Below are 22,870 nucleotides of genomic sequence, written 5' to 3'. Positions count from 1 at the left end.
AACTATGTGTATTTCTTGATGAGAAGCCCATCCGCCTGAATAATGATACAAAAAAAGGAAATGGCAGGTGCTCAGGATGATTCCTGAACCTGCCATTTCCTTTTTTCGTTCTACACGGAACTTTCGCGGGCAAGTGATGGGCGAGCGAAAGCCGCCCGGCCTGCGGGTGGCACCACCCGGGGAGGAAGCAGCCACTTTGGGCATCCAATAAATCAAATTAGATGTGAAAAAGATGCAACGCTTGAATAACTGGAAATACTCCCGTTAATTATTCGAAAATGTAGCGTTTCCGAAAAATAACTGGAAAAACTCCTGTTAATATTGATGATTTCGCTAATTCCCTTATAAATTAGGAAGATTAACTGGAGAATTCACCTTTAATTAGAGAAAACCCTTTGAAAGGGAGGAAATTAACGGTAGTTTTTCCTGCTAAATCAGAACTACACTTCCAAGTTAGGGCTTGGGGACTTGCAAGCTTCTATTCTATCTTCTACTATTATATTCACGATCTAAAACTTCTGGATTCCCCAAAGTAAACCAATAGTTCACTTCATCATATCCTATGATCTCAGCCCTAACTATTAAATCCTTATGCATATTAGCTTTTTGTGAGTTTTTGGCACATTCATTATAATCAGCTACTCCCAAGGCCTCATGACTCGCGATGCTCACGATCACCCCGTGCGGATAAAATACTTCGATATATCCTTCTACTTTGGTTCCAAGCGGGAGGAGTTCTTTCTGCTCAAGCCATGTTTCCAATTGATTTATATTAATTTCATTCCATACTTTTTCGAATGTTTCCTTAGAGATTCTTATTAAATCTGGATCATCTAAAGATAACTCTTTTTCTGATAAGAAAAAATCAAACTTTTTCAAATTAGAAATCTTACTTTCTTTCCCCTCTTCGATTAAAACCTGTCTGAATACTGTTCCTTCTTCATCTGCTTCAAAGTACCATGTTTCTTTAGCATAACACTGGGTTAAATAAATCATTTTGTTCCCTCCAGCGAATTTCGATCATTTTAGTACTCCACTCTAGAGAATGTTATTAGTGTTTAGATTTCTTAAGAGTGGTTTTTATTTTTAATAATAATTCATACTACTCTTCTCTATCTTGAGTAGAAAATCTTTCCCTATCTTCCGGAAAGGCTAGTTTGTTATTGCTGAATAAAGTCAAAAAGTCTTCTATGAATGAACCAAGTATACTAGCTACAGGAGGGTTATCATCCCATTCCTTTTCGTCTAATTGTGCAATTGCTTCTAATATTTCACCATCCCCTAAATAACCAGCAAGCGGGTTCTCTCTTAACCTACTCATTGCTTCTGGAATAGTGTATCGAAGATGCATTGTTTGTCTGATTAACTTTGCTATGTCCCCATCGCTCAAGTCACTTAACCTTTGAATATTATTATACCAAACGGAAAGAGGAACATCTTCGTCAACCTTGAACTCCTCAGTAAAACCCTCTAGTTTTGATATTTCATTAATTGTTAGATTTCTTAAATTATGCTTCATAAAATATCACTCCTACGGCATAACCGAATTTCGTACATCTTTAACCTCCTCTAAAAACTCTGAAGCGTTCTTTTGAAAAGATTTGTTTTGCTGAGTGTTTTTCAGTTTTCCGATCTTTTGTCAACATTGGTTTCTGATTGTTCCATCTTTATCATAAAAGAAGATTCAACAGCCGTGGATTATTAATTCTTCCGATAACTGTTTCATCATTCAACAATCGTTTTACTAAAACGTTCTATACTTGGATCATAATACTACACTCTTAAATATTAAAGTCCTTTCTCTTCATTGCAGATCTCACCAGTCATCATTTGTTTTTTTATAAAATAAAAGCCGCCCATAAAGGACGGCTTCGCACAACATTAATAATACTTTCCCCTTACAACAACTTCCCAATCACAGTCCCACTCAAAATCTGCCCCAGCGTCTTATCCAGCGGCAACGACTTGTTCCCGAGACAGGTACGGACTGCGGTTAGCAGAACACGAACGTCGTACTTACTTGGGTGCACAGGAATCACTTCTTTTTCAAGCTTCAACAGCCCGTACACAGCCATCATGGCGGTGCGGACGGAGTATTCGACGGTGAAGACGCAGTCGTCCGGCACTTCGGCGAACTGGCCAAGGAAAGATAAGTTCGTGCTGCCCTGCGGGATAACCTGCGGACGGTCGCCCATGACGCGCGGCATGAACTGTGAAGTGATGTATGGCATCATGCACGGAATGACGTTGGTCGTGTGGGACAGAATTTCTGGAATGCGATTTCCCAGTCCCATATGGTGCAGCAGCTCCTCGAACAGCTCGCGGCCGGTACAATCGGACATTTTCTTCTTGATATAATCGCCCTCTGCATCCGGGAACAGGCCATATGCCCACAATACTTTGACGTTCTCTGGCTGGTTGATAAAGTGCGGCTGGGTTGGTGCGGTCCAGGACATGAGCCAGCTAGAATCCTTAATTGTGACTACGCCACCCATGCCCGGTTTGTCGCCAGTCCATTCCAGCAAGTGCGGGAACAAAATGTCGTCATCGGTAAGGGTGATGGTGAAGGACAGCCATTTCGTTTTGTCGATGTCGCCGCAGAAGACTTCAGGACGGCCGAAGTCTGGGGACTTCGCGGCCATTTTCTCCCATAGACTCCAACAGCCCCGTTCGGATACGGAACGGTTGAGGATCGCCGGATGATTGAAATCACCTAACGTTGAATTTTCAGTCATGGAGCCGTTGGTGACCAGCACAAGATCGCTGCGCAAGACCTTGATCAGCTTCGATGCGCCGCCCACAAGTACATGAATCCCCGTTACCGTCTTCTCCCCACTGGAAAGATCGAGCTCGAGATCCACCACCTGATGACCTTTATCGAAGTTGACGCCTTTCCCTTCCAGCCATTTGATCAACGGCAGAATCAGCGAATCGTATTGGTTGTATTCCGTATGCAGGATGCCTTTGAGTTGGTTCATCCCGCTAATAAGGTGCATGAAACGCTCCATGTACCGCTTCACTTCAACTACGCTGTGCCAGTTCTCAAAGGCAAACATTGAACGCCAGAAGTACCAGAAATTTGTCTCCAGAAAACCCGGGTCAAAGAATTCTTCAATCGTGGTCGCCCCCAGCCGCTCCTCGGTCAACATGGTCAGCTTGCCAAGCTGCAACGAATCGGTAGTAGAGAGACCCAGTGTGGAGAAATCGGCCTTCTGTCCGGCATTCTCCACCAGACGGCAATGCGACTCTACCGGCTCGGCCAGATTGAATTCACGGAATTCGTCCAGCACACTGCGGTCGGGATTTTTCAGGGATGGAATGAAGCCATACAGCTCCATAAAACATTCGAAATGCTCCTCAATCTCCCGTCCGCCGCGCGCGCTGTAACCATCTTTAGCGTTGCCTGCTCCGTCCATAGAGCCGCCGTACACTGGCGATTCCTCCAGAATGTGAATGTTCTTGCCGGGCATATGCCCGTCGCGGATCAGGAAAGCTGCTGCCGACAGCGAGCCAATCCCTCCGCCGACCAAATAGGCTTTTCGTGAAGCAATCCCTTCTGGCATTACAGGGTGAATCCGTTGATAAGTTCCCATGTTCATCTTCCTTTCGAGGTTGAAGTAGTAAGGTTACTCTTGAGCTGCCCTCACTATACCTCCACCGCGAAAACAAGCCTATGGACAGCTTCCGCCATCTGTACAGAGATTACACAATCACTCTCTTTTGTGTTCATTATGAATAGTCTATGGCATACAAAAGCACCTCTCTCCCGATCACGTTTCGGGAATGAGGTGCTTCTGCTGCCTATCTGTTCAGAATGGCATCTACGTCCTTCGCCAAAGCATCTAAGCCTTGCTGAACATCTTTATTATCTGTAAGGATATCACCTAAGCGGGACACTACCAGTGTCTCAACCTCGTGATAAACTCCAGTCGTCGGTCTCATTTTACTAAACTTCAGTTCATCTACCGCAACCTTATAGCCTGGGAATTCAGCCATGGTCTTTTTCATAAGATCCGTGTCCAATGAAGAAAGTCTTGTTGGCAAATATCCAGTGTTAGCGGAAGCATAAGCCGCCTGCTCTGTGCCCGACAACCATGTCATGAATTCAAAGGTGGCTGCTTTCTCCTCTTCCGTACCTGTGTTCGCCATATAGACGTTTGAACCCCCTACTGGTACACCGCGGGTTCCTCCCTTGCCTTCAGGAATCATCGCTACCCCTAGCTCATATTGGCTTTTAGCAGCCATCCCCAGGAAGATTTTATAACCGCCAATACTGGAGAAGGTGAGCAAGGTATCCGGATTGGATACAGCACCGATGAAGTCGTTCATCTGCGTTGGATTAAATACTTTGATCAGTCCCTTGGACACCCCATCACGCAAAAATGAAATCAGTTCTACTGCGCCCTTACTATTGATGTTCGTAGCCGTTTCCTCATCATTCAGCATGTTCGTATTGTCGTAAGAAGCTAGCAGTGCCTCCAGAACCCAGAGGTCGTTATTAAGCAGGTACATCGGAGTTTTACCAGTTGCTTTATAGGCGGTTTCCAGATAAGACTCCAACTCGTCAAAAGTGGCTGGTCCATTTTCATTCAAGCCTACTTTTTTAGCCAAGGTCTTGTTCACGTACATCACTGGCAGACTCCGCATATGTGGGAAAGCGTACATATCCTTGTCTACATAGAGATTGCCTAGGTCACCAATCTTGAAATCGTCATTCTTGAAATCGTTCACCTTCATAAAAGGTTCCAGATCCACGATTGTATTGCTGTCCGCAAAGCCTTTGGTCTGGGATACTTCACCAATGAAAGCATTCGGAAGCGTATTAGCAACCGCCGCTGCGTTAACTTTTTGCTGCATTTCCGAATAATCGCCTTGATACTCCGCGCTCACATGAATATTCAGTTCAGTACCTTTGGTCTGATTGAACTGATCCACCAAATCTTTATTGACTTGTTCCATGGCCGACGTCCAAAACTTAAGTTCGACCACCTGGTCGCCTTTAGTGTACTTTACTGCACTCTCGTTTGCACCGGCTTGTCCACACCCACTAAGAATTACAGTTGTTCCTACCACTGCCGTTAAAACTACTGCAAACTTCTTCTTCATGTGATTCCATTGATTAGTCATAGCTTCCTCCAGGTCATGTTGTTAGATTTACTTCACACCACTGTAAGTGAATGCTTTAATAATGTGTTTTCTCGCAAACATAAAGACAATCAGAATGGGTAGGATCAGCATCATATTGCCGGCCATAACGATTTGCGGATTTAGCCCCTCTGCATCCTGCAGCTTCTTAACCCCTAGCGGCAAAGTACGCACTGTGTCAGTAGTTGTCCATACTAGTGGGAAGAAATAGCTGTTCCACGTCCCGATAAACGTAAGCAGAGCGAGTGTAGATAGTGTTGGAATCGCCATCGGCAGCATAATCGTGCGGATGATTTTCCATTCACTGGAATTGTCCAGCCGTGCTGCCTCCAGGATAGAATCGGGAACCTGCATAAAGGTCTGCCGGAGCATGAATATAGCCATTCCGCTCGCGATAAAAGGTACAATTAGGGACACATAGGTGTTCAATAACCCCACATTGGCAAACATCACGAACACAGGCAGGAAAATAAGCTGTCCGGGAACCATCATCGTCGCAAGTACGAGGCCGAACAGTAATGACTTTCCTTTAAATTGATATCTGGCAAAAGCATAGGCGGCCGGCACAACAACCAACATTTGACCAACAAGAGTACCCAAAGTGATAAGGATAGAGTTCTTCGTATAATGAAGAAAATTAATCCGCGTAAACGCATCTTTGAAATTGACCCATTGCAGCTTATCCACCCAGAACTTTGGAGGGACAGCGACCACCTCGTCCAGTGTCTTGAATGCGGTCAGAATCATCCAATAGAATGGGGCCAAAAAGATAATAATCAATAACACAGACAGCAGCAGTCTAACGGTTACTTTAGGGAGTCTCAGCCACATCTGTTTCCTTCTCCCCCTTATCTGTAGTGCACACGTTTATTCAATACTTTAAAGTAGAGGATCGTAATGAGTCCGACGATCAGCATCAGTACGACAGCCATAGCAGACGCATACCCTACCCGGTAATACTCAAAGCCTTGCTTGTAAATGCTGTAGATCAAAGTATTGGTTGAATTGGACGGCCCGCCATTCGTCATGACACTGATCGTCTCAAAAGCCTGAAACGAGCCAATAATGTTCATCAGAATTAAGAAGAACAACGTAGGCGAGATCATTTTCAGCGTAATTTGAAAAAATACAGAACGCCGGCTGGCATTATCCAAAGCTGCAGCTTCGTATAAATATGGCGGAATTGCCCCCAGCGCCGAGAGTATGATCAGGACATTGAAGCCGAGCGATTTCCACACCGAGACCAGTACGACAGAGAATAGGGCCACGTTCTTGTCTGTCAACCAGCCAACCGGATCCGCTCCAAAGAGAGAAAGGATATAGTTGAACAATCCCTTGTCCGTATTCATGAGCCACATCCAGATCAACGATACGGATACTAGTGAAATAATATTAGGTGTAAAGCTGATCGTCTGGATAAAACGGTTAATGAACGTATTTTTCTGCAAAAATAGCGCCATCAATAAACCTAGAATAAGAACCATACTTACTTCCATCACCATGTATCCTATAGTGTTCATTAACGTATGGGCAAAGTCACTGCTGGTGAACAGCTCTTTGTAGTTCTTCAAGCCGATAAATTTCATTGGCCCGCGCATATTCCAGGAAAAGAAACTCAAATACATATTGTAGCCAATCGGATAAATGTAGAATGCCACTAGAATCAGCACAGCTGGAGCGACCATCACATAAGGGAGGATTCGCAGAGTATTATTGTCTTGCTTCATACTCTGTTCGCCCCGTAGATTCTCTGTTCGTTCCCGTCGAAGAAGACTAGACTGGACTCTTCCACATATACCGTTACATGCTCAAGCGGACGTTCCTGACTGTCAAAGCATTTGATAGCAATACTGGAGTTACTACCGAGCTCAGCCTTGTATATGATCTCGGAGCCCAAGATTTCCCGTGTAGTCAGCATGCCGTCAAAAGAAATACATTGCGAGTTGCCCCCTGCTTTTTCATCCTCAATAGTGAACTTAACCTTCTCCGGTCTAAACCCTACATATTTGGACTCCGCAGGTGCAAGAGCCTGCAGTTTGACATCATCACAATGCTCCAGCTCAAGAACGTTCATAGCAGGTGTACCGATAAATTTACTGGTGAAAATATTTTGCGGATCATGATAAATGCCACGAGGTGTATCCTCCTGCATTATTTTCCCGCCATCCATTAACACAATTTTGGTGCCCATGCTCATGGCTTCAACCTGATCATGAGTAACATATACGAATGTTGCGCCCAGTCTTTGATGCAGTTCGATCAGTTCGGAACGCATCTGCTGTCTAAGTTTGGCATCCAGATTGGAGAGCGGCTCGTCCATCAGGAAAATCGCTGGTTTTTTAACCATCGCCCTGGCCAGTGCCAGGCGTTGTCTCTCCCCGCCGGAGAGAAATTCCGGCCGCTTATGCAGATGCTTAGTTAAGCCAACCGTATTGGCAATATCCTTAATCAGCTGCATCCGCTCATCCTTAGGCACCTTGTTATTCTTCAATCCATATTCAATGTTCTGTTCTACGGTCATTGTCGGGTAGAGGGCATAATTCTGGAAAACCATCGCCAGATTCCGTTTACCCGGCTCCACACCGTTCATGTTGTTGCCCCCAATGATGATTGAGCCTCCGGTGTTATTCTCCAGACCGGCAATCATGCGCAGGGTTGTGGATTTCCCGCAGCCAGAAGGACCCACCAGGACCGTGAAGCTGCCGCTTTCGATACTCAGGTTGAGGTTCTCAATGATAGCTTTGTCACCGTATTTCTTCTCTACACGTTCCATTACAATACTGCTCATTTCCCATACCTCCGCCTAGCTGTCGATAGTTGTGCGGGCCGATACTATAGTTAAGCTAGCCCAGATGGTTTAACCAGATTGGCGCAGATATCAGGATAGTCTGTGATAATCGCGTCCACACCTGCATCGATCATTTGTCTCATGACCGAGACCTGATTTACAGTCCAAGCATTGACTTGAACACCGGCCTGATGTGCTTGCTCCACCACGTTAGAGTCCACACAGATAAACAATGGATGCAGCGCATCGGCTTGGACGGTCTTGGCATATTGCTCGCCTCTATGCAATTTGGAAAAATGAAGCAGGGCTGTTTTGATTTCCGGACAGGCTTGCTTTAGCTCAAACATGGATTTGTGATTGAATGAGGAGAAGATCACCTGATCCACCAAATCATAGTCTTTTACCAATTCTGCCGCTGCCACATTAAGGCCATCATATTTTTGCGATTGGACCATAATATCCTTGATCTCGATATTCAGGTACAGAGAATGTTCCTTGACTAGCTCCAGCACCTGCCGCAAGGTTGGAATCTCTGCAGTGGGATACTTATCTTCAAAACGGGCGTTGTAATTGTATTGCTTCAGTTCGGCCAGCGTAAAATCGGTAACATTCCCCTTGCCGTTCGAGGTTCTGTCGATAGTATCATCATGGATGACCACGATTTCCCCGTCTTTTGTAATGTGAATATCTATTTCAAAGCCGTCCGCTCTCTGTTCAATGGCCAGCTTGAAGGCCTCCATCGTGTTCTCCGGAGCATACGCGCTTGCTCCCCGGTGTGCCAATACTTTGAGGTTGCTCATCATTCCTGGCCCTCCTGTCCTTCGTTCTTCGCCATCTTGTCATATAAGCTCTCTAAAAAAGAATAGGATTTCACTTCTCCATAACCAGCTTTGAACTTCTCTTCGTCGAGCCCATCACGGGCGGTCTTGTCCAGACTTCTAAGATCAGAACAAACATCAGGGCAGTCCGTAATCGCAACATCAACCCCGGCATCGAGCATGGACTTAATGTAGGGAACATCGTTAACGGTCCAAGCATGTACCTTCACACCTGCCTCATGCATCTGACTAATGTTTTCATGGCCGGTATTTATAAAAAACACATGGAGCGCATCAGCATTTACTGTTTTTGCATAAGCTTCACCGCGATGCAATTCTTCAAGAAACAACAGCCCGGTTCTGATGTCTGGAAAGGCTTGTTTCAGTTGGGCCATCGAGCCATGGTCAAAGGAAGAGAAACTAACTTGCTTCGTCAATCCATGTTCTGCGACCAGTCTTGCAGCTTCCAAACTGATGTCTGAAAGGTCATGATCTGAAAAAATGAAGTTCTCCTCAATGTTCAACGCAAGGTTGTTCTCTTCAACAAATTGCAAGACCTCTAAAAAAGTGGGAATCTCAGCTCGTGCATACTCCTGCTCAAATCTAGCATTGAAGTTGAATTCCTTCAGCTCTGCAAGTGTATAATTGGAAACCTTGCCAGTACCATTCGAGGTTCTGTCGATGGTATCGTCATGGATAACAACAATTTCCCCATCCTTTGTACGATGAATAGTGATATCCAGTCCGTCAGCCTGCTGCTGAACGGCAAGCTTGAAGGCTTCCATTGTATTCTCCGGAGCATACGCGCTTGCTCCCCGGTGTGCCCATATTTTTAGCTGCTCCATAACCAACTTCCTTTTTCATTTTATTGTTGATCCAGTGCCAGGGACTACGTATACGAGTGTCTTCTCTCCTTCAAAACTGTGAATGTTATGGTCCACCTCTATAGAGTAGAGAATATTTATTCTCGTGATTTAAAAAAATCATTAAATTTACCCACATTTTTATCTATTAAATTTGTCCATTTTTTCATATGAATGCGGATTCTCGCTTCAAATAGTGGAATAATGAAGTAAAATTGTCGTATTTTCGTGAAAAAGACCGTTCTTTCGTTTTACATTAGATTGATCATTCACTCCATATGTAAGCTATAGATCTTGATACTGAACCAGGCTTCTTTCTATACAACCGCCCATTATCTTACTGACTTTATGCACAATTACATCGGGATCAGTGTTGGCTCCAGCCTTCAACCATTGGATCACTTGCTCCAAAATAGCGAGTGAATAGAAGTCAGCGATCTCCTTCCTAGCGTGTGAACTTGTCGTGTGGTCCTTCGCCAGCTCATCAACAACTTCACTAGCTACACCATAGATGACGTCGTATAGAAACTTCTCCAGATGTTCGCGGCCGAGTGAATGAAAGGTGTTGAGGCATATGGTTTTGTTCTTTTTCGTGTAGTGCAGCACGCTTCGGAAGCCCTGCTGCCAGCCAGCATAATTGCGATATTGCTCCAATCCCTCAATAATTTCTGTCTGATAGACCCAGCCGAGCAGCTCATAAATATCGTGAAAATGATTATAAAAGGTATGCCGGGTCAGACCGCAATCATCGGTGATCTGGCCGATTGTAATCTTAGGGAGAGGTCTCGTCAGCATCAGCTTTTTCAACGAACGAGCCAGGGCATTTTTCGTAATCTGCGAATTAGACATGTGTTACCTCCTTGGGGTGAGCTAAATTGGTGTTTTAAGAACGTGCGTCATCTTACGTGGGCGTGAACGCTGCGGGGCGAAGGGTGCTTACGATCGCTGTTAAAGTCCGATTTCAGTGATTGAATTTTGTTAATGTTGAAATCGGACTTTAAAGGCGAGCGCTTCGCTTCTCCAGCATCCCTTCGCCCCTCCGCTGTGCGGCTTTTGTGCGTAAATCAACGTTTTTAAAACCTTAAAGTTGAACGCTTCGATTCTACAACATTCCTTCGTTCCTCGCTGTGCGGCTTATGCCCATAAGCCAACTTTTTCTATAGATACGGGAGCAAAGAATTCACATTAATAAAGAGTGCTTGTCATACATCAGTGCGGTCTTCTCTTGCTTATTAGTTGAACGTATCAGCATTAAAAACGGTACTCAGTCAACATTAGTTTAAGATGCTATAGATCATTCCATTTACATGTGAAAAAAAGTACAATTCACTCATGAAAAAAGATGACTTCTGACAGATGTAGAAGTCACCTTGTTATCTGAATCCTTTTATCGTCATACTCCTACTTTACCCATTTATGGCTCACTGGGCAATCTGCTCCCTGATATTCGCCAGGATCTTCTTCTCCAGCCTCGACACCTGAACCTGAGAGATGCCAAGACGGCTGGCGACTTCGGATTGCGTCTGATCCCGGTAGTAGCGCAGGTAGACGATCAGCCGCTCCCGCTCGCTTAAGGCACCAATGGCCTCGCTCAGCGCCAGCTTATCGAACCACCGCTCCTGGCTCTCATCGGCAATCTGGTCAATCAGGGTGATGGGATCGCCATCGTTCTCGAACACGGTCTCGTGAATCGAGGTTGGCGGCTTGTTGGCCTCCTGAGCAAATACGATTTCTTCCGGTGTTACGCCCAGTGCTTCGGCCACCTCGCCGATGGTCGGCAAGCGGTCCAGCGTCTTGGACATTTCATCCTTCATCTTGCGCACCTTGTTGGCCATCTCCTTGAGGGAACGACTGACCTTCAGAGTGCCATCATCGCGTAAGAAGCGCTGAATCTCACCGATAATCATCGGCACGGCATAGGTAGAGAATTTGACCTCATAGCTGAGATCGAATTTATCAACGGACTTCAAGAGTCCGATACAACCGATCTGGAACAAATCGTCAGGCTCATATCCGCGGTTCATGAACCGCTGCACCACCGACCAGACCAGGCGGATATTGCAGCTTACGAGCGTGTCGCGGGCCAGGTTATCCCCGGCCTGACTAAGCGCGATAAGACGTTTGACCTCCGCATCGTCCAAATAGGTCGGCGGAGCTTTTTTAGCTTCAGCATCCATGGCTCCAACCCCTAATTGTATAAAGCTTTTTTCGAGACGATGGTTTTCTTCATTGTGATGGAGGTACCTCGCCCCGGTTCACTGGTTACTTCAAACTCATCCATGAAATTTTCCATAATGGTAAAACCCATTCCCGACCGCTCCAGCTCCGGCTTGGAGGTATATAGTGGCTGCTGTGCCAGCTCCAGATCCTCGATCCCCCGTCCCTTGTCCTCAATGGTCAAGCGTACGGTCTCGTTATCAATGGATGCCGAGATGCTGACAACGCCGCTGGGGTCACTGTCGTACCCGTGGATAATGCAGTTGGTGACGGCCTCCGACACGACTGTCTTTAGATCATTCAGCTCATCCATCGTTGGATCAAGCCGGGAGACAAAAGCCGCCACCACCACACGTGCGAACGACTCATTCTCCGAGAGCGCAGCGAACTGCACATGCATGAAGTTATCGGCTTGGCTATTAGTCATAACGCAACCTCCAAATCCGAGAGTGCAGCGCTCTCGTCGTCATATAAGGGCATAATCTTGAACAGGCCCGACATTTCAAGCAGCCGCTGTACGGGTGCGGTCGCATCGCATACCGCCATTTTGCCACCTTTAGCGCGAATCAGCTTGTACCTTCCCAGAATAACACCAAGGCCCGAGCTGTCCATGAACTGCAAATGTTTGAGACTCAGCACCAGATGCTCGACCTGGCCCCGCATAATCGCTTCATCCATATCCATCCGTACATAATCGGCGGCGTGATGGTCCAGCTCCCCTGACAAACGGACAATCAGCACACCCCGGTGATGCTCCATTTCCACATGAGAATTCATGCTTGCCACTCTCCTCTTCGTTGCTTTGAAAAACTGCCCATGAACAGGAATCACTTGCTCACTCTTCACAAGACAAGGTTTTCTACGCGGCAAATCAGGAATCCTGCCTCCCGACAAAACTAGAAGAAAACCCCTATGAATCTACAGAATACATAGGGGGCATCTACAAAATGTACGGAATTAATCCGCTGTGAATAGCGACCCAGCCGTCCGCTTGAACAGCTTCCACCAGCCTGCCTTCGGCACCGCCTCGCCAGCCTTCAGTTCATATTCCTTGATCACACTTGTACCTTGGTATACGACCAGCTTGCCGACAGTCTGCCCTTCAGCAACAGGCGCTTTAATACTCTCCGGCAGCACCAATTCATGACGGATGCCCTCCTGAGTGACACCTTTCTTCAGCAGAACGCTGTAGGCATCCTTGGCTGTAATCGGCAACGTCTTCTTCACGCCCTTCTCAATGTTAAGCGTGGCGATAGTGTCACCAGCCTTGTGGATCGTATGCAGTTTATACTGCGAGAACAGGTAGTCGAACATGCCTGACACCTCGCTGTTGCGGGTCTTCGTGTTCGGCTCGCCCAGCACAACGGCCACGGCGCGCAGACCATCTCTTGCAGCTGTAGCGGACAGGCAGAATTTAGCTTCCGAAGTATAGCCGGTCTTCAAACCATCTGCTCCTGTGTAGAAGCGGACCAGCTTGTTCGTGTTCACCAGCCAGAACGGCTTGGACGAATCCTTGCGCAGATAATCCTGATAGGAGCCGGTATATTTAATAATCCGTTCATGCTTCAGCAGTTCCCGGCTCATAACGGCGATATCGTGGGCTGAAGAGTAATGGTTGGTAGCTGGAAGACCATTGCAGTTGGCGAAATGGGTATCCTTCAGTCCCAGTTCCTCCGCCCGCTTGTTCATCATATCGACAAAGGCACTTTCCGAGCCGGCCAGCTTCTCCGCCATCGCCACAGAAGCATCATTACCGGAGGCCATCGCGATGCCTTTCAGCATCTCATCCACCGTCATTTCTTCACCTGGCTCCAAAAAAATCTGCGAGCCGCCCATCGACGCCGCATATTCACTCGTCCGAACCTTGTCATCAAGCTTCAGCCGGCCATCATCCAGCGCCTCTACCGTCAGCAGCATCGTCATAATCTTGGTGATACTGGCCGGTGGCAGCTTGTCATGACTGTTCTTCTCATAGATCACTGTACCGGTACCCGCATCCATCAGGATGGCGGAACGCGCCCCTGGGGCCAGGTCAACAGCGGCAGGCGTGCCACCCTTAGCCTTACTTTTTCCCTCCGCAAAAACACCTGAGGCCGGACCCAGGGCCGCGGTACTGATACAGAATGCCAGTAGCAAAGCTGTCCAACGTTTTTTTCTCACAAAAGTCCCCTCCTGAACGTTAACCTTCATTTCACAGGTACTGTGTTCCAGTTTCGTCAGAAAGGGACATTAATATTCCATTTTGCAGGGAAAAAATCTGAATTATTTTCCGGCAGAATCCATTTCATCAGGCGGATTTCAATCCGAATAAGGTGCGATAACTAGCGACTTGGAAGTAATGTTTAATAGGCTTTAGGCTTAAAAAACTATTTTTTTACAGCATGAATATAATGTACTGTCTCGAATGCAGACAAATAATCCGTCCTATTCTTAAATAGGAGTTTGTTCATCATTTCAGGTGATAGATGCTCTTTAATCTGCAATCCTGACTTTTCCAATATGCTTGTAATTTCATCCCATGTAAATCCTGATTTCATCGGTTCCCCGCTTGCTTCAGCAAATTTCACTAGGTTTTCCACCCGATTAGACATTCCTTTTTCTTCAAAAAGTTTTTCAGTTGCATAATCAAACACAATAGAACTACCTGATGGGACATTTTCAAAAAAATGTTGCATCAAAGCAGCGTTCTCTTCTTTTGATAAATAATATGTGACACCCAACAGGCTAAAGAACGTTTTCTCGTTTTCAAATCCTTCCTTTACTAAGCTCTGATGGGAAAATTCAGTAGTAAAGTCCATTGGTACAAAATAAAGATGATCAGGGATGTCGAATTTAGCAGCGGCTAGCTTTTTTTTCTTAAACACTTGTGTATCCGGATGATCAATTTCAAAGATCTTTAAACTGCTTTGTAATTCCGGAAACCGGAGTGCGAAAGTATCCAGGCCAGCGCCTAGTATGACATACTGCTTTAGGCCAGACTTTACTTCATCAAGTAACACTTTTTCACAATAGGCAGAGCGTGCTAGAGGTATTGAAGATACCTGAACTTGTGTAATCCATTTTAAAATTTGATCTGATTCATCTTTAAACCTTTCTCCGATATCTTTATTAAAAAATTGTATACCGTCAATCAAATTTTTACTGATAGCTGAAAATTCCTCTTTGGAAATCAACTTATTTACAATAAAATCATCTACCACTTTCGGTGAATCATACCTACTATGATACGCCCTACCAAAAGCTGATACTAAGGAAGTTAAACTAGCCCCATTTTGTTCTGAATCTGTTTCCACAGAAGCATCTAATTCTTCTGGTATGTCGCTTTCACTATTGTATGTTCGGTCAAATGCTGAACCTAAAGCTGTTACGTTAGACTCTGTTGGTTTCAATACGTTTTCCTCCCAAATTGAAAATGTTTTGGTAGATGTAAAAGTACGGACAGTCAGTCTCAACTTCTATCAGTTATACTATATGATCTTTCTTAAACTACCACCCGCTCAAAGCAGGTGGTAGTTTAAAGCTTTTTTGACATTGCTTTCGATCCAATTATGGCTCAAAAAGGTTATGGATTTATGAAATGGATTCGGTGCTAACGGCATTCCGGGCCGCTCCGCGTTCACTGTAGCTTACAGCAGGGCGGCTTTTGCCACTGTGACCGAGATAGAGTCTCGACAGCACTGGAAAACGGACAATCACCATAGCAAGGAGCAGCGGAATGACTACACCCACCAACGTGAACGGTACCAGCCCATAATCCGTCCCCAGCAAATGCTTCAGACCATAATTGATCGGCAAATGCAGGTACATGATCGCAATCGTATTGCGTCCCAAATCTCCCAGCCATTTCAGCGGCAACAGTTTCGAGAGCCAGAACACCAGGGCACAGATGGTCAATGAAATGACTAACGGAATGATCAGATCCAGCAGCAGCGCATCATATTGCTTGTATTTCATATTCAGGCTATAGCTGATTACCCCGGTATGGTCCAAATAGAACGCAGCCGCGCTAGCCAGTAAGATGAACGGAACAATGAACCAGCGGCCAATGATGGCCGGAATCGCCTTCTTCCCGTAATACCCTAGGGCATAATAAGTAATCGCCAGCAAGGACACATCGATGTTCCAAGGGAGATTGAAGTTCTTCAGGGAAGTCATAGAAATCACATGGGCAAGCAGGTAACATGAGGCGATCAAGAGGAATTGGGTCACGCCGCGGAAACGGGTAATGTACCCGAAGATCAGTTGTGTGAACAACAGGCAGGTAATGAACCAGAACACACCGTAGGGACCGGTCAGCGACAGTCCTCCGTAAAGCAGTCTGGCGATATTTTCAGCAAACCCTTTTAAATTTAATGTGAATAAGAGCAAAACTGTCGTGATCAGCAGCCCATAGGCCAAATAAGGTGTCATCAGCCCTTTCGTCCGTTTCACTGCCCAGCCTATGTAGCGTGCGGGGTCCACTGGCTTAAATACCATCCCGCTCAGTAAGAAGAACAACGGCATCCGAAACCAGGACAAATAATGATTGGCAAAGGCATCGCCCGAATGTCCCATCACTACAAAAATAATACTTAGGCCTTTGGCCGCGTCAATCCACAGCTCCCGCCTTTTCTCCATACGCACTCCAGCTCCTCACAGATGTAGTCTCTTTTGAAAACATAGTATAGGGGAGGGAGATGATCATTTCAATTTTAAATGATTATTTCCTGAAACTTTCATGCTGAGGACCTAGAGGGAACGTCACCATTCCATTAAAAAATGGGCCATCCGTTGACCGGATGACCCAGAGTATTAACCCAAATACTGCTATCGTTCATTTTCCCTATAGGCATAGGTACAACAGTACCTCTTAATAGCGTGTGACGCCGTCTTTGGTAACCAACGCATAGACAAGCGGCGGTGGTACCACCGGGCTGGAAGAGATCCGGTAAGCTTCAATGACCTTGCGCTCAGCTTCAGCTACCTTATCTTCCGAGGCATCATTAACATGCAGAACCGCAAGCGTCTCACCAGCTGCCACAGCATCGCCCACCTTCTTAGTCAGGTAAATGCCGACTGCAAGATCGATCACCGATTCCTTCGTCTCACGTCCAGCCCCGAGCAGCATGGCGGCTATGCCGATTTCCTCAGCCTGGATGCCGTCCACATATCCTGCTGCAGCGGCCTTGACTTCGATCAGGCGTTTCGCTGCCGGGAGCTTGTCCGGGGATTCAATCTGCGTCACATCTCCGCTTTGCGCCACTACCATCTGCTTGAACTTCTCCAGCGCCGTACCGTCCGCGATGTGAGACTTCAAAATGGTCCGTGCTTCAGCTTCGTTGCGCGCCTTGCCGCCCAGCACCAGCATGTGGCTGCCCAGGATCAGGCTGACTTCTTCGAGGTCCTTCGGACCTTGGCCCTTTAGGGTCTCGATGCCCTCCTTGATCTCCAGTGCATTGCCGATGCCGTAACCTAACGGCTGGTCCATGTCGCTGATGACCGCAACCGTGTTGCGGCCCAGATGCGTGCCGATGTCAACCATGGCCTGTGCCAGCGCAATGGAATCATCCAGTGTCTTCATGAAGGCGCCGCTGCCGGTCTTGACATCGAGCACGATGGCATCAGCTCCAGCGGCAATCTTCTTGCTCATGACGGAGCTTGCGATGAGCGGAATGGACTCTACCGTAGCGGTAACGTCACGGAGCGCGTACAGTTTCTTGTCGGCAGGCGTAATATTGCCCGACTGGCCGATGACAGCGGCGCCGATTTCGCCGACTTGGGCGAAGAAGCGCTCGCGGTCCATCTCCACCGAGAAGCCGGAGATGGACTCCAGCTTGTCGATGGTGCCGCCGGTATGACCGAGGCCGCGCCCCGACATTTTGGCGACAGGTACGCCAGCAGCCGCGACAAGAGGCGCCAATACAACGGTCGTCTTATCGCCGACACCGCCGGTTGAGTGCTTGTCCACCTTGATACCTGCGATAGGACTAAGATCTACCTGATCACCAGACTTGGCCATCTCCAGCGTCAAATCTCCGGTCTCCCGGGCATTCATCCCTTGGAAGTATACCGCCATCGCCCAAGATGCAATCTGATAATCCGGAATATCGCCACGGCTGTAGCCTTGAATCAGAAAAGCAATTTCTTCGCTGCTAAGCTCGCCGCCGTCTCTTTTCTTCTGAATAATGTCTACTGCTCTCATCCTGTAACCTCCACTTGGAATGCGGGATAGATAATAAAGTCCACAGATGTAGCCGTGACTACATGTTTGGAATAAAGCCCAGTACCAGCTTCAAGAAGCTCTCGCGTACGCGCTCAGCTGTCTCCATAACTTCACCATGATCAAGTGGCTGATCGAGAATTCCGGCCGCCATATTGGTGATACAGGAAATACCCAGCACTTCAATACCCGCATGACGGGCAACAATCGTCTCTGATACGGTCGACATACCCACAGCATCAGCGCCAAGCGTGCGCAACATTCTGATCTCTGCTGGCGTCTCATAGCAAGGTCCGAGAACTCCGGCATATACGCCTTCCTTGAACTCGAAGTTCTGCGCCGCAGCCGCTTCTTTGGCTACCTTGATGAGGCGTGGGCTGTATGCCGTTGACATATCCGGGAAGCGTACGCCAAGTGCCGAGTCGTTCGGCCCGATCAGCGGGTTGCGTCCGGTAAGGTTCAGGTGGTCGGTAAGCAGCATCAGATCGCCTGGCGCGTATTCCGTGTTCACTCCGCCCGCAGCATTAGTCACCAGCAAGCTGGTTACACCAAGCTCCTTCATCACACGTACCGGGAATGCTGTTGTTTCCGGTCCGTACCCTTCATACATGTGGAAGCGGCCCTTCATCATCACCACACGGCGGCCTTCGATCGTACCGATCAACAGCTCGCCCTCATGTCCTTCTACTGTGGACACCGGGAAGTGTGGAATTTCATGATACGGAATCGAGATCCCGTCAGTGATCAGGTCAGCCAGTACACCAAGACCCGAACCGAGAATCAAACCGATTTCTGGTGCTACCGTGCTTTTTCCCTTAATGTAGACTGCTGCTTCTTGAATCTGATTTTGGCTAACTACGTTCATTGTCATTTCCCCCTTGAAGTTGGTAAAGCAGTTGTAATGCTTTATTTCTATTGTAATTCTGCCAGGAAGCTCGTCCCATACTTCGGCGCCTTAGCTCCGAAATTATCAGCAATGGTTGCTGCAACATCGGAGAAGGTATGGCGAATGCCCAGACTACCCGGAGCTGTCAGCGATGGGCTGTAAATAAGCAACGGCACATACTCGCGGGTATGATCCGTTCCAGCGTGAACTGGATCATTACCGTGGTCAGCCGAAATAATCAACAGATCATCCTCGCCCAGTGTAGCGATAATATCGGGCAATGCTTGGTCGAACACTTCAAGCGCCCGGCCGTAACCTTCCGGGTCCCGGCGGTGTCCGTACAGGGAGTCGAAATCCACGAGGTTGGTGAACAACAATCCATTGAATGGCTTTCTTAGCTCCTCTATGGTAACTTCAATCCCATGCTCGTTGCTCTTCGTCGGATAAGAAGCGGTAACCCCTTCTCCTGTGAAAATATCATTGATCTTGCCCACGGCAATAACATCCTTGCCAATATCCTCGAGCGCATTCATCACGGTCGGTTCCGGCGGCTTCACCGCATAGTCATGGCGATTCGGCGTACGCACGAAATGTCCCGGTTCGCCCACATATGGGCGGGCAATGACACGGCCTACGGAGAACTCGGGAGCCATGGTCAGCTCTCGGGCGATTTTGCAAGCCGCATACAGTTCCTCGAGCGGAATGATATCCTCATGTGCGGCAAGCTGGAACACACTATCTGCCGAGGTATACACAATCCAGGCACCCGTCTTCATCTGCTCTTCCCCGTACTCCACCAGAATATCGGTACCAGAGGCTGGCTTGTTCCCGATCACCTTACGGCCAGTTGCCTGCTCGAATTTCTCGATCAGCTCTGCCGGGAAGCCATCCGGGTACACATTGAACGGCACCTCAATTTTCAGTCCCATCAGCTCCCAGTGGCCGGTCATCGTGTCCTTGCCTACGGATACTTCTTGCATTTTACCGTAATATCCGGTTGGTGACTCCACTGGTGCAAGCGGTGGAAGCGGGGCGATATTGGCCAACCCGAGCTTCTGCAGGTTAGGCAGCTTCAAGCCCGGCACACGCTCCAAAATATGTCCAAGCGTATGAGAACCAGCATCTCCAAAGCCTGCCGCATCCGGCGCTTCGCCGATCCCTACACTGTCAAGAACTATAAAGCCAATCCGTTTAAATGAGGACATGACCGTCTCACTCCTTCGTTATCTGACTGATTTGATTGCTCTATCCAACAGGAAGAAACGGTTGTACCGCCTCTATAAGGACTGTATCCGTTCTTCGTGAAAAGAGGGCCGCCGACTATTCCCGGAAGGCCTATCTTTTCAGTATGATTCCATCATAACCATATTACTCATAAAAAGCATCTTTGACCTCTTGCCCCAATGCTCTTGGATGATGCTGCTCATAGACTTCCTTCATATTCTTGCGGGCAATGCCGCTATAAATCTGAGTCGTCGAAATATCTGCATGTCCAAGCATCTGCTGTACGGAGCGCAGATCCGCACCACCCTCTAGCAGATGGGCTGCGAAGGAATGACGCAAGGTATGCGGCGTTATGTCCTGCTGAATATGGGCTTCACGCGCATATTTCTTGATGACTTTCCAGAAGCCCTGCCTTGTCAAGCGACCACCCAGACTGTTCAGAAATAATGCCGGCTCCTCCAGATGATGTCGGAGCAGCTTGTCTCGCATATCAGTAGTATATACCGCTACCGCCTCTGCAGCGATTACGCCAATAGGGACCACTCGCTCTTTGCCGGAGGTTCCTGTGCAGCGGGCATATTTCATGCCGGTATGCACATCGCCGACATCCAGAGAGATCAGCTCCGACACGCGAATGCCTGTAGCGTAGAGCAGCTCCAGCATAGCTTTGTCGCGCATCCCCTGAGGGCTGCTCTGATCGGGCGCTGCCAGCAGCTTCTCAATCTCCGCCACCGTCAATACCATCGGCGGCTTCTTATCCGGCTTAATGGATTCCATCTCCAGCGTCGGGTCCTGAAACATCAATTGTTCCTTCATTAAGTAATGAAAAAAAGCGCGGAGCGACACTGTATTCCGGTTCACCGTCGAGGCAGCCTTGCCTGCCGCGCCCAGTGAGCCGAGATACAGCATAACCAGCGGCTTTCTGATCTCATCCGGTGATGCTGCGCCCCGCCCTTCCGCAAAATCCAGAAATTGCGACACATCCCGCCCGTAGGATTCCAGCGTATTCGCTGACAAACCTTTATCCCTGGACAAATAAAGCATAAAGGGCTGCAAGTGTGACCTCATCTCATTCACGCTCCTGTCTAACGCAGCTACGCTTGTGGCAGTCTGCCTCTCCTTGGCATGACTTTCAAATGATGCTGCCAAGAAGGACTCGGCCAGATTATACCCAAGCTCCTTAGCTTCATTCGACATGGTTCAATCTATTTCCTGCTTCTACTTCGGCCGCTCTCACTCGCCGTACCAGTAATAGTAGCGCAGGCGCTCCCCCGCGTTCATACCTTCACTGCCATAGTAGGCATCATGAAAGGCCCGGACCGCGGTACCTTCCGGGATGTCTTGTTGCTGGATCGGATTGATCCACTCGCCGATGAAGCTCATGAAATGATAAAGCAAATAGCTCAACAGCACAAACATAAGCAGAAAATACATCCGACGCACCGTTTTGGGCAAAGAAACGATCACAAATATTCCCCCTCCACGTTATTGACAAGAATCAGGCTTCTCTGACCTTTCAAATAGGCCCGTCCTTCAACTTATGCGATGGAATGGAACGTTATGTATCTTACCCCTGATTCAAGAAAACCAGCACATTCATTCAAAAAGCTCTCCCCGGCCATCTAGCCGTAGGAGAGCTTTGTGCGGTAAATCTTCATCTATAATCTTGCTTAGGACGGCTCGCCGTCCGTATTGTTCTTGTCCTTGCAGCGATGACATATTCCATGAAAGTCAAGTCTATGATCAAGCACCGAGAAATTGTACTCCTTCTCCAGTCGCTCTTCCAGCGGACCCAACCAATCCTCACGGATCTCGTCCATACTGCCGCATTGCACGCAGATTAGATGGTGATGATGATGCTTCGCTGTATCTGTGCGCAGGTCGTATCTTGCCACGCCGTCACCGAAGTTGATCTTCTCTACGACATGAAGCTCGCTGAGCAGTTCCAGGGTACGATATACGGTCGCCAAACCGATCTCGGGAGCCTTCTCCTTGACGAGCATGAACACGTCCTCAGCGCTCAGATGATCCTCTTCATTCTCCAGTAGCACTCTTAAGGTCGCTTCCCGTTGGGGTGTAAGCTTGTATCCTTGGGATTGTAACTGTTGTTTGATTTTATCTATCCGGGCTTCCACCTGTCTCCCTCCCCCTTGGAAAATTAACCACACCGGGCTTCAAACCACTTCTTTTATTATAGGGGGAGTCGCTTTGAGAAGTCAAACGGTTTTAATGAACGGTTAATAGGGACAGGGCTTGTACTAGCGATGGAGTGACCCAGCGCATCATGAGGCCGATTAAACGTGCTGAAATATAGTTCAATTATGACATATATTTTGAGATCACGGATATATATCGCATGATTGGTAAAACGCATTGAAACCTAGTAAAAGATAAAATGTGACTTTCCCGTGATTTTATAGACGAGAATCACGTAGTATGAGCTTTAGCGGATTTAGCTTCTATTTAAAGCTATAGGATCATGTTAAATCTTCGGCACCCTCCCCGTCAACCTCAGAACCTCTAACTTCCGCTGCAGTTCCAGCTGCCATTCATGATCATTCGTAGCACCTGCCAATCTGGACTGGTTCTCGATCATCAGGTAATCCCAGCAGTATCTGGCGTTCTCCCGCAAGCAGTACTGCAGCTCCTTCGCTTCCTCCAGAGTGAGTGCTTCCTTCATATTAATATAGAAGATCTCCGCCAACCTTAAATGTACGGGCAACATAATAA

The 22,870-nt window shown here is 47.5% G+C and carries 24 protein-coding genes; 1 reads left to right on the top strand and 23 read right to left on the bottom strand.

The annotated features are described in order from the left end of the window. Nucleotides 1-76: 76 nt before the first annotated feature. Entirely contained in the window at nucleotides 77-211 is a 135-nt protein-coding gene (locus ACFVRY_RS14720) for a hypothetical protein (RefSeq protein ID WP_387500932.1), read from the top strand. 272 nt (nucleotides 212-483) lie between these two features. Here the strand turns inward: ACFVRY_RS14720 and ACFVRY_RS14715 are convergent, their stop codons facing one another. From ACFVRY_RS14715 to ACFVRY_RS14605, 23 genes are all read right to left on the bottom strand, one after another. Then, nucleotides 484-996: a hypothetical protein gene (locus ACFVRY_RS14715; RefSeq protein WP_387500931.1), complete on the bottom strand. Its 513-nt coding sequence runs from the start codon at nucleotides 994-996 to the stop codon at nucleotides 484-486. 106 nt (nucleotides 997-1,102) lie between these two features. Further along, nucleotides 1,103-1,519, bottom strand: coding sequence for a contact-dependent growth inhibition system immunity protein (locus tag ACFVRY_RS14710; RefSeq protein ID WP_387500930.1), 417 nt, complete (start codon nucleotides 1,517-1,519; stop codon nucleotides 1,103-1,105). 379 nt (nucleotides 1,520-1,898) lie between these two features. After that, nucleotides 1,899-3,593: an oleate hydratase gene (locus tag ACFVRY_RS14705; protein WP_387500928.1), complete on the bottom strand. Its 1,695-nt coding sequence runs from the start codon at nucleotides 3,591-3,593 to the stop codon at nucleotides 1,899-1,901. Nucleotides 3,594-3,801: 208 nt separating this feature from the next. Continuing rightward, nucleotides 3,802-5,127 carry an extracellular solute-binding protein gene (locus ACFVRY_RS14700; protein WP_387500927.1) on the bottom strand — a complete coding sequence of 442 codons (1,326 nt, stop codon included), beginning with the start codon at nucleotides 5,125-5,127 and terminating at the stop codon, nucleotides 3,802-3,804. 27 nt (nucleotides 5,128-5,154) lie between these two features. Further along, entirely contained in the window at nucleotides 5,155-5,976 is an 822-nt protein-coding gene (locus tag ACFVRY_RS14695; RefSeq protein WP_387500926.1) for a carbohydrate ABC transporter permease, read from the bottom strand. A 17-nt stretch (nucleotides 5,977-5,993) separates the two neighbouring features. Then, nucleotides 5,994-6,872 carry a carbohydrate ABC transporter permease gene (locus ACFVRY_RS14690; RefSeq protein ID WP_387500925.1) on the bottom strand — a complete coding sequence of 293 codons (879 nt, stop codon included), beginning with the start codon at nucleotides 6,870-6,872 and terminating at the stop codon, nucleotides 5,994-5,996. After that, nucleotides 6,869-7,933: an ABC transporter ATP-binding protein gene (locus ACFVRY_RS14685; RefSeq protein WP_387500924.1), complete on the bottom strand. Its 1,065-nt coding sequence runs from the start codon at nucleotides 7,931-7,933 to the stop codon at nucleotides 6,869-6,871. The genes ACFVRY_RS14690 and ACFVRY_RS14685 overlap by 4 nt, the downstream gene beginning before the upstream one ends. A 50-nt stretch (nucleotides 7,934-7,983) precedes the next feature. Next, nucleotides 7,984-8,736: a glycerophosphodiester phosphodiesterase gene (locus ACFVRY_RS14680; RefSeq protein ID WP_387500923.1), complete on the bottom strand. Its 753-nt coding sequence runs from the start codon at nucleotides 8,734-8,736 to the stop codon at nucleotides 7,984-7,986. Then, the gene (locus ACFVRY_RS14675) at nucleotides 8,733-9,596 is read right to left on the bottom strand and encodes a glycerophosphodiester phosphodiesterase family protein (RefSeq protein WP_387500922.1); all 864 of its coding nucleotides are present in this window, start codon (nucleotides 9,594-9,596) and stop codon (nucleotides 8,733-8,735) included. Before ACFVRY_RS14675 ends, ACFVRY_RS14680 begins: the two co-directional genes overlap by 4 nt. A gap of 303 nt (nucleotides 9,597-9,899) precedes the next feature. Beyond that, on the bottom strand, nucleotides 9,900-10,463 hold the full coding sequence (locus ACFVRY_RS14670; RefSeq protein ID WP_387500921.1) for a TetR/AcrR family transcriptional regulator C-terminal domain-containing protein: 564 nt from the start codon (nucleotides 10,461-10,463) through the stop codon (nucleotides 9,900-9,902). Nucleotides 10,464-11,035: 572 nt separating this feature from the next. Beyond that, nucleotides 11,036-11,791 carry an RNA polymerase sporulation sigma factor SigF gene (gene sigF, locus ACFVRY_RS14665; protein ID WP_387500920.1) on the bottom strand — a complete coding sequence of 252 codons (756 nt, stop codon included), beginning with the start codon at nucleotides 11,789-11,791 and terminating at the stop codon, nucleotides 11,036-11,038. Nucleotides 11,792-11,802: 11 nt separating this feature from the next. Beyond that, nucleotides 11,803-12,258 carry an anti-sigma F factor gene (gene spoIIAB / locus ACFVRY_RS14660; RefSeq protein ID WP_387500919.1) on the bottom strand — a complete coding sequence of 152 codons (456 nt, stop codon included), beginning with the start codon at nucleotides 12,256-12,258 and terminating at the stop codon, nucleotides 11,803-11,805. Beyond that, entirely contained in the window at nucleotides 12,255-12,608 is a 354-nt protein-coding gene (gene spoIIAA / locus ACFVRY_RS14655; RefSeq protein WP_066363552.1) for an anti-sigma F factor antagonist, read from the bottom strand. Before spoIIAA ends, spoIIAB begins: the two co-directional genes overlap by 4 nt. A 180-nt stretch (nucleotides 12,609-12,788) precedes the next feature. Continuing rightward, nucleotides 12,789-13,991: a D-alanyl-D-alanine carboxypeptidase family protein gene (locus tag ACFVRY_RS14650; protein WP_387500918.1), complete on the bottom strand. Its 1,203-nt coding sequence runs from the start codon at nucleotides 13,989-13,991 to the stop codon at nucleotides 12,789-12,791. 206 nt (nucleotides 13,992-14,197) lie between these two features. Continuing rightward, on the bottom strand, nucleotides 14,198-15,124 hold the full coding sequence (locus ACFVRY_RS14645) for a class I SAM-dependent methyltransferase (RefSeq protein WP_387500980.1): 927 nt from the start codon (nucleotides 15,122-15,124) through the stop codon (nucleotides 14,198-14,200). Nucleotides 15,125-15,401: 277 nt separating this feature from the next. Continuing rightward, nucleotides 15,402-16,448, bottom strand: a complete 1,047-nt coding sequence (locus ACFVRY_RS14640; protein ID WP_387500917.1) for an acyltransferase family protein — start codon at nucleotides 16,446-16,448, stop codon at nucleotides 15,402-15,404. A gap of 232 nt (nucleotides 16,449-16,680) precedes the next feature. Next, nucleotides 16,681-18,012, bottom strand: coding sequence for a pyrimidine-nucleoside phosphorylase (locus tag ACFVRY_RS14635; RefSeq protein ID WP_387500916.1), 1,332 nt, complete (start codon nucleotides 18,010-18,012; stop codon nucleotides 16,681-16,683). A 58-nt stretch (nucleotides 18,013-18,070) separates the two neighbouring features. Continuing rightward, the gene (locus ACFVRY_RS14630) at nucleotides 18,071-18,895 is read right to left on the bottom strand and encodes a purine-nucleoside phosphorylase (protein WP_387500915.1); all 825 of its coding nucleotides are present in this window, start codon (nucleotides 18,893-18,895) and stop codon (nucleotides 18,071-18,073) included. 47 nt (nucleotides 18,896-18,942) lie between these two features. Next, entirely contained in the window at nucleotides 18,943-20,121 is a 1,179-nt protein-coding gene (gene deoB / locus ACFVRY_RS14625) for a phosphopentomutase (protein ID WP_387500913.1), read from the bottom strand. A gap of 163 nt (nucleotides 20,122-20,284) precedes the next feature. After that, nucleotides 20,285-21,208, bottom strand: coding sequence for a site-specific tyrosine recombinase XerD (gene xerD, locus ACFVRY_RS14620; RefSeq protein WP_387500979.1), 924 nt, complete (start codon nucleotides 21,206-21,208; stop codon nucleotides 20,285-20,287). A 165-nt stretch (nucleotides 21,209-21,373) separates the two neighbouring features. Further along, nucleotides 21,374-21,607 (bottom strand): DUF4227 family protein, encoded by a 234-nt coding sequence (locus tag ACFVRY_RS14615; RefSeq protein WP_387500912.1) that lies wholly within the window; start codon nucleotides 21,605-21,607, stop codon nucleotides 21,374-21,376. 203 nt (nucleotides 21,608-21,810) lie between these two features. Next, nucleotides 21,811-22,275 (bottom strand): ferric iron uptake transcriptional regulator, encoded by a 465-nt coding sequence (fur, locus tag ACFVRY_RS14610; protein ID WP_066363568.1) that lies wholly within the window; start codon nucleotides 22,273-22,275, stop codon nucleotides 21,811-21,813. A gap of 347 nt (nucleotides 22,276-22,622) precedes the next feature. After that, on the bottom strand, nucleotides 22,623-22,865 hold the full coding sequence (locus tag ACFVRY_RS14605) for a DUF7667 family protein (protein ID WP_387500911.1): 243 nt from the start codon (nucleotides 22,863-22,865) through the stop codon (nucleotides 22,623-22,625). Nucleotides 22,866-22,870: the final 5 nt, after the last annotated feature.

Source organism: Paenibacillus sp. NPDC057934 (assembly GCF_042887565.1).
Classification (GTDB): Bacteria; Bacillota; Bacilli; order Paenibacillales; family Paenibacillaceae; genus Paenibacillus_AQ.
The sequence above is the reverse complement of the archived record's forward strand: the minus strand, read 5'-3'. Positions and strand labels throughout refer to the sequence as shown.